Genomic DNA, 17757 nt, shown 5'->3' with positions numbered 1-17757 from the left:
CTAAAACAGCCTTGACCGGCTGTTTTTTATTTTGTGCTTTATAGATATGTTCAGGGGAGGAATTAACCAAATATTGTCGAAATAGTTTAGTGGTTTAATTAAAATCGATTTACATATACACGAGGGGGCAATAATGTGAGATTTGAAGACTATACATACGTTCGTCCGGATCTTGATACAGTACAGGGGAAATTCGAAGCAGCGCTTGAGAAATTTGAAAACGCAGCTTCTGCAGACCAGCAAAATCAAGCTATGAAAGAAATTAATGATATTCGCAATGATGTCGGCACTATGTTCAACCTTTGTTATATCCGTCATTCAGTCGATACGAATGATGAATTTTACAAAGCAGAGCAGGATTATATGGATGAGATTCAGCCTGAAGTAGAAGGGTTTGTTACAAAGTATTATCAGGCTTTGGTTAATTCCAGGTTCAGGGCAGAGCTCGAAGAAAAATGGGGGAATCAGCTTTTTGCACTTGCGGAAGCCCAATTGAAGGTGTTCTCGCCAGAGATTGTTCCGCTTTTGCAAAAAGAAAATAAGCTCTCATCAGAGTATACTAAGTTAATTGCTTCAGCCAAAATTCATTTTGAAGGTGAAGAACGCACTCTTGCCCAATTGGAGCCATTTACTGAATCTACAGATCGGGAAATGCGCAAAAAAGCAAGCGAGGCACGCTTTGGTTTCCTGGCAGATAATGAGAAAGAGCTGGACCGTATTTATGATGAGCTTGTCAAGGTTAGAACAGAGATTGCCCATAAACTTGGATATTCGAATTTTGTTGAACTGGCTTATTTCCGTATGTATCGAACTGATTATAACGCCGAAATGGTTGCAAATTTCCGCAAGCAGGTGAAGGATTTCATCGTCCCAATCGCCACAAGGCTAAAGGAACGGCAAAGAGAGAGGATTGGCGTTGACAAGCTGAAATTTTACGATGAAGGATTTGAATTTAAAACAGGAAATGCTGTACCCAAAGGCAATCCTGAATGGATTATTGAAAACGGACAAAAAATGTATGATGAGCTTTCCAGAGAAACCAGTGAATTTTTCTCTTATATGAGAGAAAATAATCTTATGGACCTGGTGGCCAAAAAGGGAAAAGCAGGGGGCGGCTATTGCACTTATATTGAGAACTATAAATCCCCATTCATTTTCTCAAACTTCAATGGAACGTCAGGAGATATTGATGTTCTTACTCATGAAGCAGGCCATGCATTCCAGGTGTATTCAAGCAGTCATTATGAGATACCTGAATATAACTGGCCAACTTATGAAGCTGCAGAAATTCATTCCATGAGTATGGAATTTTTCACATGGCCATGGATGGAGGGCTTCTTTAAAGATGATACTGAGAAATACAAGTTTTCCCATTTGAGTGGAGGACTGCTATTCTTGCCTTATGGCGTATCAGTTGATGAATTCCAGCATTGGGTATATGAAAACCCGGATGCATCACCTCAGGAAAGAAAACAGGCTTGGAGAGAAATTGAGAAGAAATACTTGCCGCATAAAGATTATGATGGCAATGAGTATTTGGAGAACGGCGGATTCTGGCAGCGGCAGGGCCATATCTACAATTCACCTTTCTATTATATCGATTATACATTGGCACAGATCTGTGCATTCCAATTCTGGAAACGGTCCCGGGAGAATCAGGAAGCAGCATGGAAAGATTATTTGAAACTGTGCCAGCTTGGCGGCAGCAAACCTTTTACCGGACTGGTAAAAGAAGCTGGGTTGATTTCTCCTTTTGAAGAGGGATGTGTCGAGTCAGTTATCGGGGAAATTGAGAATTGGCTGAATTCAGTGGATGATAAAAGTTTATAAACAAATAAAAAAGAGCCGGAAGTTATTTAATTCCGGCTCTTTTCGTTCTTTTTAGCGGATGGGTTTAATAACAATTGCTTCGTCTTCGAGATTGGCCTGTAATTGGCTATTTCCGCCATGATCAATGATGAAATCAGCAATCTTGTCTTCAAGTTCATCCTGGATGATCCTTCTTAATGGCCGTGCGCCAAAAGCAGGATGATATCCTTCTGCTGCTAATTTCTCCTTGGCTTCCTGGGTAACAGTCAATTCTATATCCTGCTCATTTAATGTTTCCTGAAGGTCATTGAGCATTAAGTCGACAATTTTCAATAAATGCTCTTTTTCCAAAGCTTTAAATTCAATAATGCTATCAAAACGGTTCAGGAATTCAGGCTTAAAGAAGCTGCCGAGTGATTCAAGAATGTTTGACTCCATGACGGCGTCAGCTGTGCCAAATCCAACATGGATTTCCTTTTGCCCAGCTCCTGCATTGCTGGTCATGATAATGACTGTATCTTTAAAGCTGACAGTGCGGCCTTGGCTATCTGTCAGGCGTCCATCCTCCAGAATTTGAAGGAACATGTGCTGTACATCCGGATGTGCTTTTTCTATCTCATCAAGCAGAATGATGCTGTACGGGTTTCTGCGCACCTTCTCAGTAAGCTGTCCGGCTTCTTCATGACCCACATATCCTGGAGGGGAACCGATAATTTTTGATACGCTGTGTTTTTCCATATATTCACTCATATCAAGCCTTATCATGCTTTCTTTTGAGCCGAATAGCTCTTGGGCAAGTGTTTTGGTTAACTCAGTCTTTCCGACCCCTGTTGGCCCGACAAATAGAAATGATCCAATTGGGCGGTCCTTTGATTTAAGTCCTGCACGGCTTCGGCGAATTGCCTTTGCAACTTTTTGCACGGCTTCTGCCTGTCCGATTACTTTTTCAGCAAGGCTTTCCTCAAGGTTCTGCATTTTTTCCTGTTCATCTTCTGCTAATTTGCCGACAGGAATCCCGGTTTTCTTTTCGATAATCTCCTGAATATGGCTAACGTCAATAACTGGCCGTTCTGCCTTGTTGTCCCCGTTTAGTGCCTGCTGGAGTTTTAGTTCCTTTTCACGGAGTTTTGCAGCCTCTTCATATTTTTCTTCATTTAATACAAGTTCTTTCTGCCTGCTGATTTCTTTCAGCTGATTTTCAATATCATCTGCAGGTATATATCCTGATTGAAGATTCATTTTAGAACCTGCTTCATCCATTAAATCAATGGCTTTGTCAGGCAGGAACCGATCCTGAATATAGCGGCTTGACAGCTGCACACATGCCTTGATGGCATCTTCTGTAAAAGAAACATCATGATAGTCTTCATATTTTTGTTTCAGTCCAAACAGGATATTAATTGCCTCATCAGGTGTCGGCTCATCTACATGTACAGGCTGGAATCTGCGTTCTAGTGCAGGATCTTTTTCAATTTGGCGGTATTCTTTCAAAGTGGTTGCTCCGACCACTTGAAGCTCTCCTCTTGCAAGGGCTGGCTTCAGAATATTGCCTGCATCCATTGACCCCTCAGCTGATCCTGCTCCGACAAGAAGATGAATTTCATCTATAAAGAGAATAATGTTCTTCCGTGACTGAAGCTCAGAGATCAGCTGCTTCATGCGTTCCTCGAATTGGCCGCGGATGCCTGTGTTTGCAACCAGAGACACCACATCAAGCAAATAGACTTCTTTATTTTGAAGTTTCTTTGGTGCATTTCCCTCGGCAATCTTAATGGCTAGCCCTTCGGCAATAGCTGTTTTTCCTACTCCTGGTTCACCGATTAAGACCGGATTATTTTTGCTTCTTCTATTTAATATTTCAATCACACGATATACTTCATCGTCCCGTCCGATGACTGGGTCGATTAAACCAGCTTTGGCAAGCTGTGTAAGATTTTGTCCGAATTGATCTATAAAACCGCCGTTGCCATGACTGTATCCCGGTGCTTCGTTTAGAGCATAGTTTTCATTCCCTTGGGATGCAGCCATTTTCTTGAAGAAATCCTCTAATGGCATTTGGCCAAAACCTGAAAAACTGCTCAAAGCAGGCCCAAAGGAAGTAAGGCTATTTTGCTTTTCATAACAGTTATGGCATAGGTGTAGATTACGCTCATTTCCATTCACATTCAGTCTTAATTGTACATTTGCTTGTTTTGTTTGACATTTTTGACAAAGCATTTTGCATCCCTCCATTAATAGTTTGGTCTGACTTTGACTATATTTGACCTAATATCCACATTATAATTTGACCTTCTTTGACTTTCAAGTGATTTGTATTGTTATTTTTAACCAAAACTTAAGTTTAGCCATAATGCAAAAAAGCTCGTCTTTGTTTGTACTAGCCTACATATATTGGAAAGGAAGGAGGAGATTAAGTGAAGACAAATTGGGGGGCAGCTTTCCAGATCGCTGCCGTTTATGTGGGAACCGTGGTGGGAGCGGGCTTTGCCACTGGCAGAGAGATTGTGGAGTTTTTTTCCCGATTTGGTTTTATCGGATTAATTGGGATTATAATGAGCGGCTATATCTTTATTTTTCTCGGTTCCAAATTAATGAGAATCTCTGCACGAATAAAGGCTGCATCATATCAGGAATTGAATGAATATTTATTTGGAAGATTTTTTGGTTCTGCCATTAATATATTGATGCTGTTTATGCTGCTGGGCGTTTGCGCCGTCATGCTGTCGGGAGCTGGTGCAGTGTTTGAAGAACAGATCGGCATCAGCAAAACTGCAGGGTTGCTCATAACGATAGGGTTAACGATTATCACAATGATAGTGGGCATTCGCGGATTATTCGCTGTGAATACGTTTGTTGTTCCAATGATGATTGCATTTAGCTTTATTTTATTGTTCATAAGCATGAAGCTTCCTAGTTTTGCAGATCAGGTTCTATTTATCCCATATGCTGAAGATGGATGGAAAGCAGTTGTGGCTCCGTTTTCATATACGGCTCTGAATTTGACATTAGCACAAGCAGTCTTAGTGCCTGTGGCTTCAGAAATAAATGATGATCGGACAATAAAGTGGGGTGGATACCTTGGTGGAGCCGCACTGACTCTTATCCTGCTTTCCAGCCATTTGACACTGATGATGCTCCCAAATCTGCAGGCTTATGATATCCCAATGGCCGCAATTGTGAAGACATTGGCATCATCTTTCTATTGGATATTTGTTTTTGTCATCTATGGTGAAATTTTCACTTCTGTTATTGGGAATGTGTTTGGGATCGAGAGGCAGGTAAAAAAATATATTTCCGTGCCGAGTATTATAATTGTGGGCTTTATCTTTATAGTTTGTTACTTTATCAGTTTGATCAATTACGGAACCTTGCTTTCCTATTTATATCCGGTTTTCGGATATGTAAGTTTGACATTTATTATTCTTCTGTGGATGAAACCATTTGATAATGGAAGTAAAGGCAAGAAAGCTTAAAAAAGCTAAATAAAGAGATCCGTATTGCACGGATCTCTTATTCACTCCATTATTTTTGCGGCTCCTCTTTCATAATGGTTTTCGCCATCTGAAGGAAAGCCTCTTCATGATCAGCTTCTTCCTTATTGAATAGGGTAAGCTTCAGTGAAAGATCTTCGTTTTTCACTAGATAGGCTGAAACCTTCTCGCCGTTTCCTTCAGCCTTCATAACATTAGCATCTTTGTAAAAATCATCTGAAGGAGCATCAGCTGTCTGCACATTTTCGCTAACAGCTCCTAATTGTGCTTTTGTGTTTTCTTCGATCATGTTCCAATCTGCATCATTCGGAAGAAGTTCAATACGCATGAATACCTGATCATTTTCTGAAAGGTATAAAACATCCTTATTAGGCTCCTCGGCAGTTAGTTCATAGGCGGGCAGAACGTACATAGAATAATTCTGATTATCACTATGTTTCAGGAAGGCAGTCTCTTCCTTGGCTTCACCCTCAACCGTATAAGTCATGTTCTGTTCAAGGATTCTGATTACGCTCTGTCCTTCATCCACAGTGCCCTCTTCTGCTGGATCCTGTTCTTCAGTTTGCTCTTGTCCATCCTGTCCATCTGAAGCTGTTTCTTCTTCATTTTGCCCAGGATCTGATCCATTGCCGGAATCATTCTGAGACGTGCCGCAGCCTGCCAGGATAACAGCAAATAAACCCAGAATTAACATAAATTTCGCCATGAATTTCATTAATGTTCCATCCTCCCGTTGTTACTTCTAGCGCTTTTGCATAATTAGACGTAAGTGGAATAAAAGAGTTACATATAAATTCCTATTAATTAGTACATTACCATTTATGTAAAACATCGACAAGACTCAACAAAAACTTTAAAAAAAGACAATCCATTAAGGATTGTCTAATCAACATTGAATCTGCACGTGGCCATTTTAATAAAAAGGGAGCAGGACAAACATCAATAAATCAAAAATCAGGTGGGAAACGATTACTAGCGGAATGCTTCTTTTCCATGCGTAAAGCCATCCCCAGAAGAGGCCTGCGATTAACGCTGCAAAGGCCAGCATCCAGTATCCTGAATAAAAATGAACTGAAGAATAGAGGAGAGACGATAGGATGATGGATAACTTAACAGTCGTAAGTTTCATCAATCTCTTTTGAACGAACCCTCTCCAAAAGACTTCTTCTCCTGGAACAATGATTAAAATCAGCACAATATAGTGCCAGATAAAGGAAGGCGAAAAACGGCCATATAGTTTTTCAACCTGATTAACAAGGGGAAGATTGAGTATTTCAAATAAACTGTAGCCGGCCCAAAAAAGACCGTACAATAGAAAACCTGAAAGGGCCCCATAGGTAATAAATATCCCAAATGAGGCCTTGTCTTCCACTTCCTCCATTATGATGGAATAACTGATTAGAAGCAGTAAAGAGGCAGAAAAGATATACCAAAAAATTGATTTATCCTGAAATGTAAAATACATAAGCAGATGAGCGAGTAATATCCCGCCAATAAAGCGGAGATCTGCGGCAACACTCTTCAATTTTTAATCTCCTTTCAATAAGAAAAGCGGAAGCGCCCTGCCCACCCCCAACAAGCTTATGAACTCGAGGGAGCAGGCGCTGCAGCTGGACAGTTCTCAAAGCAAAAAAACTTTCTTATCTATTAAAAATAACCAAACACTATTCTAACAAAAAACAATCCTAAAAAGTAAGGAAAAGATTTCTTTGGAAACGATAAGATAAAATAATGCAGAAATGCTAATCATAAACCCATGAGAAGGGAGGTATGTATAATGACGAAATCAAAAAGAGAAAAAGAGCGTGCCTGGACGGTAAGAAAGCAGGATCAGCATCCTCATGGCAAAGTGAAATCCTTAAAAGAACTGTCAGGGGAAAAGGAATAATATCTTGGCCTCCTATTCAGGAGGCCGCGTATGTGCAGAATTCCAAGGCTGCGCCTGTTTAATTTGCAAACTAAAAAGAGGACGGTGGAGCAAAAAGCATCAAAAGGCTTGAATGGCAAAGATAAAATAAAAAAATAAAAAAAAGCAGCAAGAGAGCTGCTTTTTTTAGACTCCGAAAGAATACGCTTTCATTTTTTCTTTTATACTGCTGATTCTCTTACTACCTTATAATTTTTATGATTGACAACTGTTCTTTGATCTAATTCCAAATCACGGTAGTTATCCATATACGTTAAATCAACAATAACAGAATTCTCATTTACTTTTTCTACAATTCCCTGTAATCCGTCACGAAACTCAATAATATTGCCAACCTCTGCTTTCTTCAAAAAGCATCTCTCCTTTTGTCCATTTCTTTCGCTGGTAATAACAGTTTGCACTATATTATGAAATGCGTAAAGAATTTTGCAATTCCACTGATGCTTAGGTAATTTATTACAGCATTAGGTTGGTAATATTATACCAGATAAAAAAAATTTGTACATTCAAATTATTTAATATTCAGAAAAAATGATTGGTATGCAAATATAATATTAGATACTTCAAAATTGACAGCACTTTATTTATGATAAGGAAAGAATAGAAATAAAAGGAGTTCTGAGTAATGAATCATGAACAAATCCAGGAAGTGCTCGATCAATTAAAAAATGGAATCATTTCTGAATATCATGTGTCAAAAGATGACTTTCTTCCATTTCGGAGTGTCATAGTGAACAGGGAGGATTTTAAACACTTCCGCGGAGTTGCCCAAAGAGGCGGACACGTTATATATCAATATTTAGATTCGCCCCGGAGCTAAAAAAGGAATGACACTGAAATATAAAGCATAGGAAAGACACCTGAGTGTCTCAGGTGTCTTTCCTGCAAGCCTTTATGAAAAATTGAATAGAAAGATAAGCAAGCAGGGTATAAAAGCAATATTGCAAGTTTGAAGGGAATGAAAAGGTATGAGCAAATTTAAAGGAAAAACAGTCATCGTTACCGGAGGAGCCAGCGGAATTGGCAAGGGAATTGCCGAGACGTTCGCAGCGAACGGGGCCAATGTAGTCATCGCAGACTTAGATGAGATGAAGGGGAAAAATTTAGAAGAAAGCTTGAACAAAAATGGACTTATAAGCATGTTTATCAGAACAGATGTTAAGAATGAAGCAGAAATCAAGGGACTTATAACAAAGGTTTATGATTCATTTGGAGCAATTGATGTTCTAATAAATAACGCTGGCATCTCAAAGTTTCATTCATTTTTTGAGCTGACTGTGGAATTGTGGGATGAAGTGATCAATACGAACCTTCGAAGTGTCTTCCTGTGCAGCAGGGAAGCTGCCAAATTGATGAAACAAGGATCCTGTATTATTAATCTCTCATCTACGAGAGCTGTAATGTCTGAAAGCAATACAGAAGCATATTCAGCATCAAAAGGAGGAATTATGGCGATCACCCATGCTTTGGCCAGCACGCTCGCTGAAAAAGGGATCAGAGTTAATTGTATAAGTCCCGGCTGGATTGAAACAGGAGATTATGAAAGTCTCAGGAAGATTGATCATAAACAGCATTTTGCCAACAGGGTTGGAAAACCCGGGGACATTGCAAGGACCTGCCTATTTTTAGCCGATCCAGAAAATGATTTTATAACAGGAGAAAACATAACGGTAGATGGAGGCATGACAAGGAAAATGATTTATGAACCATAATAACTGTCTATTTTCTTAATAATACGATATTCAGCACAAAAACTGCACCAATGAAAATAAGGCATAGCAGGATGTTAATCATTATTCTCGCCTCCTGTCTTAAAGACATTGTAAAATAGCCTCGTTAAATCGCGGTGAGTTCTTTGTAAATTTACTGTGAAAAATGATAAATAAGTTATAAACACGAACAGGCTCATATCCTTTAAATGCTTTAGAACAATTAGAGCGAGTGATTCTAGTGGGAATTACTATGATTATGATTTCATCCGTTTAATTTGCGGTGGGAATTTTGCTTGGGTATTGTATGTCAAGTACTCATTCATACCTATTAACGCCTGTCCATGTCCATATAGGTTTACTTGTGGCATTTCTGGCTTTATTATATAGAGCTTCCAATCATCCTTGGTCCTGGTAACGGAGATTAATGCCTTTCTTCCTGGTACTGCTATTGGAGCCGCTATTACTGCTGCCGGAATTTTAATTTTCGTATGAACAAACTGAAAACTTTATAAGCTGATTAGTCAGGAATTAGCGTATTGGATTTATTATTCATGCGTTTTTCTTTTTGTTAGGCGAACTATCAGATAATTGTAAATAATAATATTTTTTAGTAAAATTATACCAGTCAATCTAAAACGCAGAGAGCAGCATGGAAGTGAACAGGAGGGCAAAAATGAAATATATGGACAAGCTTAAAACAGAAATTGGGAAAGTAATATCAGGGAAAGACCTGGAAATTGAATTGATGGCCATTTCCTTAATATTCAATGGCCATATCTTATTGGAAAGTGTGCCTGGAACTGGAAAAACAATGCTTGCCAAAGCATTTGCCCGCACTATTAATGGGGATTTCTCACGCATTCAATTTACACCGGATGTTTTGCCGAGTGATGTCACGGGCATACGTTTCTTCAATCCGAAAAATCAGGAATTTGAATTTCATCCTGGGCCAATTATCTCGAATGTTGTACTTGCTGATGAAATTAATCGTGCAGCACCAAGAACGCAGTCAAGTCTTCTCGAAGTTATGGAGGAGCGCCAGGTCACCATTGATGGACACACAATTAGACTTGACCCACCTTTTATGGTTATAGCTACACAGAATCCGGCTGAATCTCAGCAGGGGACATTTCCGCTACCTGTTGCTCAGCTTGACCGTTTTTTTATGAAACTTAAAATGGATTATCCTAGCAGGGAAGAGGAAAAGGCGATGCTTCAAATGTATCGAAGCGGTGCCGCTCCTTCGGAAGTCAATGCCATTTTCATCTTAGATCAAATCATTAATTTAAAGAAGGATGCCGGCAAAATTATTCTAAATGAGCCTGTTGAAGCTTATTTGCTGGATATTGTAAGGAAGACACGTGAACATGCGGATATTGTATTGGGGGTAAGTCCCAGAGGAATGCTTGCCTTAATGAAAGCTTCCCAAGGCAAAGCGCTTATGGAGGGAAGAAACTATGTGATACCTAATGATATTAAAGAAATGGTTCCATTTGTGCTTGGTCATAGGATTTTCCTTTCCACTGAAGCTTCTATGACAAAAAGCCCTGAGTCGGTTCTGAAAGAAGTGCTGGAATCTGTGCCAGTTCCTGTAGAGTCAGGTGCTCTCTAGTATGGAGTGGAAAAAGTATCATGCTGAAGACGGGTATTTGTCCCTTTCAAGTGTATTCTCCGTATTTTTATTAATAGCAAGCTTTTATTTAAAATCATGGGAAGTATTTCTGGCATCAATCCTTTTTCTGCTTATAATATCTGCCAATACATATTATATGAAGCACCTGGGGGAAAAGCTGAGTCTGCAAAACACGAAGGTCAGATACAAATTGTTTGCCGGACAAGAAGCAAAATGGATTTTGGAATTTGATAATAAAGGGCTTCCCATTTTAAAAGGAGAATTAAGGATTTTATTTGACGATTGTATTTGTCCGGTGGATCAAAATCTGGAGCCCAGGCTGGGGAAATTTGAGCTTTCTATCCCTTTTTCATTAAATCATAATGAAAGAAAAATAATAACAATCCCCATTTCTGCAAGGAAAAGGGGAGTTTCAAAAATAAGAAAATTGGAGTTATATATTCCTAACTTTATAGGTTTTGGAGAAACCATTCTTGAATATCGTGCTCAACTGCTGCAGGATGCATTGGTCTATCCAAGTCGTCTGCCAGTTAAAAATATCCTGTCACTCTTTACAGACCGCCCAGGCACTTTTCTTTCCGCCTATTCACTTTTTGAGGATCATTTTTCGCCAGCCGGAACAAGGCAGTATGTTTCATCTGATAGTTTTAATCGGATCAATTGGAAGGCAAGTGCGAGGAAACAGAGTTTGCAAACAAAGGTCTTTGAAAAAGCTGCGGAAACAGGCTGGAATATTTCGCTTAATGTTTCAGCTGGACATTCAATATCTGCACAACTGGAAGAACGCATCAGCAGCGCAGCAGAAATTGCCTATATTTGTGTTAAGGAAAATATCCCTTTTTCCATGTGTATAAATATCCGGACTGCTGGCAGCACTCCCTTTTATTTTATATCTGCTGCATCTGGAAAAGATCATCTGCAAAAGGTGCTTGAAATGCTGGCTGTTGTAGATAATCATTATTCTATTTACCCTTATGAAAAAATGCTTTCCTTTTATGAAAGACATTTGACTAGTCAGCCTTATTTCCTTCATGCAGGAGAATTGAATCCAGCGGCTTCCAGCTCAATAACTAATATCAGCCGAAAAGGAGCATTTTTATTTGAACTGCAACTGCTTAATGAAGAAGCCGAATTGAGGCCGCTTCAAGTGAAAGCGAAGGAAGTGGCAATACAATGAAAAAAATGTTTGAAGTGAGTTTTCTTCTTGGCATTGAAATCATTTTTGGAGCACTAGTGTTATTCCCTTTTTATATGGCTAATGAAGCGGCTGTTCCTCTCACTGAATATTTTGTGCTTGTTTTTCCTGCAGGAATGGCCTTTATAATTCTGCTCATCAGATTTAGAGAAAAAGGGAAGGTTCTTTTTTTTCTTTTAGAGCTTCCTTTATTATATGTAATCGGAAATTTTCTATCTTTTTCCTGGTTTTTTATAGTACTGATGAGTTTTTTGGTTTTTTGGAGAACTTATGTTCATTTCAATGAACATAATAACCGGCCTGAGGGCTGGTGGATTCTGCTTACGGTTTTTTTCGGAACTTTCCTGGTTATCTTTTCGGCCATAAAGGACGGTGCTTATACTGGAGAAATTGTGGGATTAATGATATTTGAACTGTTTTTTATCATCTCTGGAGGGTTTATAAAACGTATAATTGAATCGGATGCAAATGCGAAAGAAAAGAAAAGGTTTTTAATTTATTTCTTGTCACTGACTGCTTCAATTCTTGCAGTTGGCATGGTAGTTTCCTTCGGTATGGGAACTGTCAAGTTCCTATTCTTTGGTATCCTAAAATTAATTGCTTCTGCAGCTGCCATCATTGCTTCACCGCTGTTTAATTGGGCAGAGAAACAGGATTGGGCAGTGCATATGAAGTTCTTATCTGAGAATGAAAGCCGTGATAACGATGTACTCTTCAAGGAACCTGCTGATTTGGGGGAAAGCGGGCAATACATAGATCCTGCTGCCTTAATATCTATCCTGTTTATTATAGTTATCATTTTTCTGTTCATTTATATTTATAAAAAAACTATAAAGGTAAGATTCGTGAAAAATGGAGCTGTATTTGCCTCTTATAGTCAGCAGATTGAAGATGAAGGAACATTGCTGTCAAGGAGGTTTCAGCATATTGCTCCTGAAAATCAAATCCGTAAAGAGATTTTTCACCTGGAAAGACATGCAGCTAAATTTGACCTGGGAAGAAAAGAGTCCGAAAGCTTGCCTGAATGGTTTGATAGAATAGGGCTCAAGGACCCCGAAAAGATTGTAGATGCCTATGAAATAGTCCGATACAGCAATAACATGTCCACTCAAAGCGTTGAGAAATATAAACATGCAGTGGATCAAATAAAAAAAGAAATAAAAAGGATTCATAAGGAAAATTTGAAAAGGAAACAGGCAAAGAAAAACTCTAAATAAATAATGTGTATAGTCTTTTCTCATATGGGAAAGGGCTTTTTTAAAACCAATACAAGCTATTGCGTTTAAAGGGATAAGCTAGAGGGTATACGGAAACTGGAAAAGGAGCTGCATATGACAACAGATTTGCTATTCGCAATAAGAGGAGTAAGGGTTAATAATATTTTGAATGTGGATCATCTTGACATAAGAAAAGAAAAAGTAACTTGTATTACGGGTGAAAGCGGCGCTGGAAAGTCAACTCTCATGAAATTGCTGAACAAAATGATTTCCCCGGATTCTGGTGAAATCTTCTATGAAGGCGCCCCGCTAAAAGATATAGATTCTGTCCAGCACAGAAGAAAGGCAGTCATGCTTTCGCAGGTTCCATTAATATTTCCTGGCACAATAAAAGATAACTTGATGATGGGTTATATGCTCAACGGATCTAAACCTGATGGTGATGAAGTACTTAAGCAGGCACTACATAATATGCAAATGACTAAGGAGCTTGATGAAGATGCAGGGACTCTTTCCGGCGGGGAAAAACAGCGGCTGGCATTGGCAAGAATTCTGCTTCTTGCAGCTGATGTCTATCTGCTGGATGAACCGACTGCTGCATTGGACGAAGACACCGAAATGATGGTTTTGGGTCATTTTATCGCGGAAATTAAAAAGAAGCATGCTTCATTAATCATGATTACTCACTCCAGGAAAGTCAATGAGCAATATGCAGATGAAAGGATTGATTTATCCCAGCTGCCGTTCAGGGAGGAGATGGAGAAGAATATCTAAGGGGGATTATGATGGAAAATAGCTCCATTATTGATATTGAATTTTGGCGGCTAATATCAGCTTATTTATTTGTGCTTCTTCTTATCATTATCTTTAAAGTGAGAGGAATCGCCCGTGAGAAAAAGCTGACTATTGCAGCTTTCAGAATGACACTTCAGCTCGTAATTGCAGGCTATGTATTAACTTGCTTGTTTGAATTTTCCAATCCGCTGTTGACATTAGGTGTTATCTTGATTATGGAAGGTTTTGCTATTTATACAATATATAAACAGGCTGGAACCAGGCTTTCAGTAAACCTTAAGAAAACCATTGCGATATCCATGATAGCCGGTACATCCTTTTGTCTTGTGTTTTTTAATTTTGTAGTTATTCATTTTGAGCCGTGGTATGATCCACGCTACTTTATTCCAATAGCAGGGATGATAATTGGCAACTCCATGACAGGCATTACTTTAAGTGTAAAGGAGCTTCTAAATTCCTTTACAACTCAAAAAGATATGATTGAGGGTGCACTAATGCTTGGCGCTGATCCAAAAGCTGCAGTTAAGCCATATGTTAATCATGCTTTTGATTCTGCTGTTCTGCCGACTATCAATAATATGCTGGGAATGGGCATCATATTTTTGCCTGGGATGATGACAGGGCAGATTCTATCAGGAGTCAGCCCATTGCTTGCGATTGAATATCAGATTGTTATTCTGCTGGGGATATTGGGAAGCGTAGGTTTATCGGTAATCTTATTCATCCTTCTGGCTCATAGGAATTTTTTCAATCTGGATGCCCAATTTTTTCCGGAAGGAAAGAACTAGATTGCTTAATAGCCTAAGCTCACAGCATTTCACTCTTCTGGCCCGCATATAATGAAAAAATCAATCAAAAAGGCGGGATAAAATAATGAAAGTTGAATCCGAAAAAGCATTAAGAGTGAAAAGTTTATCTCAAGATATTTTAGAGCATCTGATGGAAGACAGCACTTCTTATAATCATGAAGACTTGAAACATGTCATAGAAATGCTTTCGCGATCCGTATCGGATCTTGCCACATTGTATACGGACCGGGAATGCGATCATGAAACGGCTCTAAAGGGAACCATTTCAAAAATGCGAATCAGCTATAATGTACTTCAATACAAAGAAACTTCAAAACTGGTTAGAAAACAAGATAAGTATCATCCACAGCCATAAATCAAAAGGAATATTGGATCTGAAACATTAAGTAGAAATCATTGGCAAATGAAAGCGTTTTACTCAAAAAAGTGTGAACAAACGTGAAAAATTAAGGGTTTTTCATTGTCTAAATGAATGTGAAATGCTATTCTTTTGTCTGAGATGTAAGTTGTCCGATGACTTAATTGCAGCCAGGTAATATTTCCTGATTTTATGGAAGTTTTCAAAGTGCAGAGAAGCTTCGAGACGAAGTGATTTTATTAATTTTTCTCAGCCTTTTTGAACAACTATATACATGAATAATAGGGCGTTGGAAAAAATAAAACAGCATATAGGACGAAATATCCGGCATCATTACTGTTTCATCCTGCTGCTGATTTGCAGAATAAGTTCCAGTTCCCGTCTTTAAGTTCGTGAGGCAACGCCTTGCACATCTTAATACAATCATTAATAAGAAGGAGATTGATCCCATATGGTTCAAAAACAATTTAAAGTAATTGCAGAAACAGGAATTCACGCTCGTCCAGCTACAATGCTTGTACAAGCTGCCAGCAAATTTGACTCAGAAATTCACCTTGAGTACAAGGAAAAGAAGGTAAACCTAAAATCAATCATGGGTGTTATGTCTTTAGGTGTTGGACAAGGTGCAGATATAACTATTATTGCTGAAGGCAGTGATGAACAGGATGCCCTTAACAGCCTTGAAGAAACACTGAAAAAAGAAGGTTTGGCTGAATAATGAGCTTTTTAAATGGAATTGCGGCGTCAAGCGGTATCGCAATAGCGAAAGCATACCGTTTGGTTGAGCCGGATCTCTCTTTTGATAGAAAGACAGTAGAAAATGCGGAACAAGAAGTGGAACGCTTTCAGTCGGCATTAGCTGAATCTAAAGGTGAATTGGAAGTCATCCGCGATAATGCCCATAAAGAACTTGGGGCTGATAAAGCTGCTATTTTCGATGCTCATCTTCTTGTATTAAGTGATCCGGAATTAATTTCGCCAATTGAAGATAAAATCAAAACAGATAAAGTAAATGCTGAATCTGCTTTAAAAGAGACAGCAGATATGTTCATTACAATGTTCGAACAAATGGACAATGAATACATGAAAGAGCGTGCAGCGGATATCCGTGACGTAACAAAACGCGTACTTTCTCATTTGCTTGGAGTGCAAATTGCGAATCCCAGCATGATTGCAGAAGAAGTAATCATTATTGCTGAAGACCTGACCCCTTCCGATACTGCTCAGCTGAACCGCCAGTTCGTAAAAGGTTTTACAACTGACATTGGAGGCAGGACATCTCACTCTGCCATTATGGCCCGTTCCATGGAAATTCCAGCAGTAGTGGGGACAAAGGAATCCACAAAGCAAATTAAAAATGGTGACCTGGTTATCGTGGATGGATTAAAAGGTCTGGTACATATTAATCCGACCCCAGAGGCCATCGCCGAATACAAAGAAGAACACCGCAAATTCGAGGATCAAAAAGCTGAGTGGGCAAAGCTAGTAAACGAAAAATCAGTTACTGCTGATGGCCATCATGTTGAATTGGCTGCCAATATCGGCACTCCAAAAGATCTGAAGGGCGTAGTTGAAAATGGCGGAGAAGGAATTGGCCTTTACCGCACGGAATTTTTATATATGGGAAGAGACCAGCTTCCAACTGAAGAGGAGCAGTTTGAATCCTACAAAGCTGTCCTGGAAGGAATGGGCGGAAAACCGGTTGTAGTCCGTACGCTTGATATTGGCGGGGATAAAGAGCTTCCTTATCTAAATCTTCCTAAGGAAATGAACCCATTCCTGGGCTTCAGGGCGATTCGCCTATGTCTGGAAGAACAGGATATGTTCAGGACACAATTAAGGGCTTTGTTAAGAGCAAGCACTTATGGAAACCTGAAAATCATGTTCCCTATGATTGCAACTCTCGATGAATTCCGTCAGGGCAAAGCAATCCTTGAAGAAGAAAAACAAAAGCTTATAAGCGAAGGCTCACAGGTTGCTGACAACATTGAAATTGGTATTATGGTTGAAATTCCTTCAACTGCTGTTATGGCTGAGCAATTTGCTAAAGAAGTTGATTTCTTCAGCGTAGGCACAAACGATTTAATTCAGTACACAATGGCTGCAGACCGAATGAATGAGCGTGTTTCTTATCTTTACCAGCCGTATAATCCTGCAATCTTGCGTTTAGTTAAAATGGTTATTGACGCAGCACACAAGGAAGGAAAGTGGGCAGGCATGTGCGGTGAAATGGCTGGGGATGAAACTGCAATTCCATTGCTGCTGGGATTAGGACTTGATGAGTTCTCCATGAGCGCTACGTCGATCCTTAAAGCTCGTTCTCAAATCAGTCACCTAAACAAAAAAGACATGGAAGCACTGGCTGAAAAAGCGCTTCATATGAATACAGCAGAAGAAGTAGTCCAAGCTGTAAAAGAAGCAGCGAAACTGTAATTAAATTGAAATAATTAAAGAGTTTTAAATATAATTTCCCGGGTAAATAAGAAGTAAGCACTTAGGTCAGTCTTAAGTAAGCTGATCATTCTCATTTTCCCCCCTTTTTAAGCCGGCCAATAATGGCCGGTTTATTTTTTATCCTTCTCCAGTCGAAACTGCCATTCAGCCTTAAGGATGACGGCAATCACATCTTATGATTGTTATCCGGAATCTGAAACTCTCCTATAATAAAGCTACAACATAAAAAGGAGAGATGGAAAATGGTTACCATGATAATCAGCTTTCTCTTTCATGACCGATATAGATGTATTAAAGATAAGCAGAAAAACGACTTATATGAGAAGCAGAGCTCATTTTTAAGCCGTGTCCTCCACT

Annotated in this window: 17 protein-coding genes; 13 read left to right on the top strand and 4 right to left on the bottom strand. The window is 39.2% G+C overall.

Features of this window, described 5'->3' with window-relative positions:
- Positions 1-135 precede the first annotated feature (135 nt).
- Positions 136-1830: a M3 family oligoendopeptidase gene (locus MKY20_RS22315; RefSeq protein WP_009331037.1), complete on the top strand. Its 1695-nt coding sequence runs from the start codon at positions 136-138 to the stop codon at positions 1828-1830.
- A gap of 51 nt (positions 1831-1881) precedes the next feature.
- Here the strand turns inward: MKY20_RS22315 and MKY20_RS22310 are convergent, their stop codons facing one another.
- Positions 1882-4026 carry an ATP-dependent Clp protease ATP-binding subunit gene (locus MKY20_RS22310; protein ID WP_251175669.1) on the bottom strand — a complete coding sequence of 715 codons (2145 nt, stop codon included), beginning with the start codon at positions 4024-4026 and terminating at the stop codon, positions 1882-1884.
- A 197-nt stretch (positions 4027-4223) separates the two neighbouring features.
- On the opposite strand from MKY20_RS22310, the gene MKY20_RS22305 reads away from it, so the two are divergent.
- On the top strand, positions 4224-5282 hold the full coding sequence (locus MKY20_RS22305) for a YkvI family membrane protein (RefSeq protein WP_009331032.1): 1059 nt from the start codon (positions 4224-4226) through the stop codon (positions 5280-5282).
- 49 nt (positions 5283-5331) lie between these two features.
- Here MKY20_RS22305 and MKY20_RS22300 read toward each other — a convergent pair whose 3' ends face one another.
- Entirely contained in the window at positions 5332-6015 is a 684-nt protein-coding gene (locus tag MKY20_RS22300) for a hypothetical protein (protein ID WP_019381645.1), read from the bottom strand.
- 198 nt (positions 6016-6213) lie between these two features.
- The gene (locus MKY20_RS22295) at positions 6214-6825 is read right to left on the bottom strand and encodes a CPBP family intramembrane glutamic endopeptidase (protein ID WP_019381646.1); all 612 of its coding nucleotides are present in this window, start codon (positions 6823-6825) and stop codon (positions 6214-6216) included.
- Positions 6826-7077: 252 nt separating this feature from the next.
- Here MKY20_RS22295 and MKY20_RS22290 point away from each other — a divergent pair, with 252 nt between their 5' ends.
- Positions 7078-7188, top strand: a complete 111-nt coding sequence (locus tag MKY20_RS22290) for a DUF6254 family protein (protein ID WP_019381647.1) — start codon at positions 7078-7080, stop codon at positions 7186-7188.
- A gap of 200 nt (positions 7189-7388) precedes the next feature.
- Here the strand turns inward: MKY20_RS22290 and MKY20_RS22285 are convergent, their stop codons facing one another.
- Positions 7389-7577: a YkvS family protein gene (locus tag MKY20_RS22285; RefSeq protein WP_009331029.1), complete on the bottom strand. Its 189-nt coding sequence runs from the start codon at positions 7575-7577 to the stop codon at positions 7389-7391.
- Positions 7578-7852: 275 nt separating this feature from the next.
- Between MKY20_RS22285 and MKY20_RS22280 the strand changes: the two genes are divergently transcribed.
- The 10 genes from MKY20_RS22280 (at position 7853) to ptsP (ending at position 17379) form a co-directional block, all read left to right on the top strand.
- Entirely contained in the window at positions 7853-8047 is a 195-nt protein-coding gene (locus MKY20_RS22280) for a hypothetical protein (RefSeq protein WP_009331028.1), read from the top strand.
- A 148-nt stretch (positions 8048-8195) separates the two neighbouring features.
- Positions 8196-8939 (top strand): SDR family oxidoreductase, encoded by a 744-nt coding sequence (locus MKY20_RS22275; RefSeq protein ID WP_009331027.1) that lies wholly within the window; start codon positions 8196-8198, stop codon positions 8937-8939.
- A gap of 673 nt (positions 8940-9612) precedes the next feature.
- Positions 9613-10551, top strand: a complete 939-nt coding sequence (locus tag MKY20_RS22270; RefSeq protein WP_009331026.1) for an AAA family ATPase — start codon at positions 9613-9615, stop codon at positions 10549-10551.
- 1 nt (position 10552) lies between these two features.
- A complete protein-coding gene (locus tag MKY20_RS22265) occupies positions 10553-11749 on the top strand; it encodes a DUF58 domain-containing protein (RefSeq protein ID WP_341003021.1) in 1197 nt (398 codons plus the stop codon).
- Positions 11746-12984 (top strand): hypothetical protein, encoded by a 1239-nt coding sequence (locus MKY20_RS22260; protein ID WP_009331024.1) that lies wholly within the window; start codon positions 11746-11748, stop codon positions 12982-12984. The genes MKY20_RS22265 and MKY20_RS22260 overlap by 4 nt, the downstream gene beginning before the upstream one ends.
- 114 nt (positions 12985-13098) lie before the next feature.
- Positions 13099-13758, top strand: a complete 660-nt coding sequence (locus tag MKY20_RS22255) for an ABC transporter ATP-binding protein (RefSeq protein ID WP_009331023.1) — start codon at positions 13099-13101, stop codon at positions 13756-13758.
- Positions 13759-13769: 11 nt separating this feature from the next.
- Complete coding sequence (locus tag MKY20_RS22250) at positions 13770-14567, top strand: ABC transporter permease (protein WP_009331022.1); 798 nt, start codon at positions 13770-13772, stop codon at positions 14565-14567.
- Positions 14568-14652: 85 nt separating this feature from the next.
- Positions 14653-14943, top strand: coding sequence for a hypothetical protein (locus MKY20_RS22245; RefSeq protein WP_009331021.1), 291 nt, complete (start codon positions 14653-14655; stop codon positions 14941-14943).
- Positions 14944-15397: 454 nt separating this feature from the next.
- The gene (locus MKY20_RS22240; protein ID WP_009331020.1) at positions 15398-15664 is read left to right on the top strand and encodes a phosphocarrier protein HPr; all 267 of its coding nucleotides are present in this window, start codon (positions 15398-15400) and stop codon (positions 15662-15664) included.
- Entirely contained in the window at positions 15664-17379 is a 1716-nt protein-coding gene (gene ptsP, locus MKY20_RS22235) for a phosphoenolpyruvate--protein phosphotransferase (RefSeq protein ID WP_009331019.1), read from the top strand. Before MKY20_RS22240 ends, ptsP begins: the two co-directional genes overlap by 1 nt.
- Positions 17380-17757 lie beyond the last annotated feature (378 nt).

The sequence above is a fragment of the Cytobacillus sp. FSL W8-0315 genome (genome assembly GCF_038002905.1).
GTDB lineage: Bacteria > Bacillota > Bacilli > Bacillales > Cytobacillaceae > Cytobacillus > Cytobacillus pseudoceanisediminis.
The sequence above is the reverse complement of the archived record's forward strand: the minus strand, read 5'-3'. Positions and strand labels throughout refer to the sequence as shown.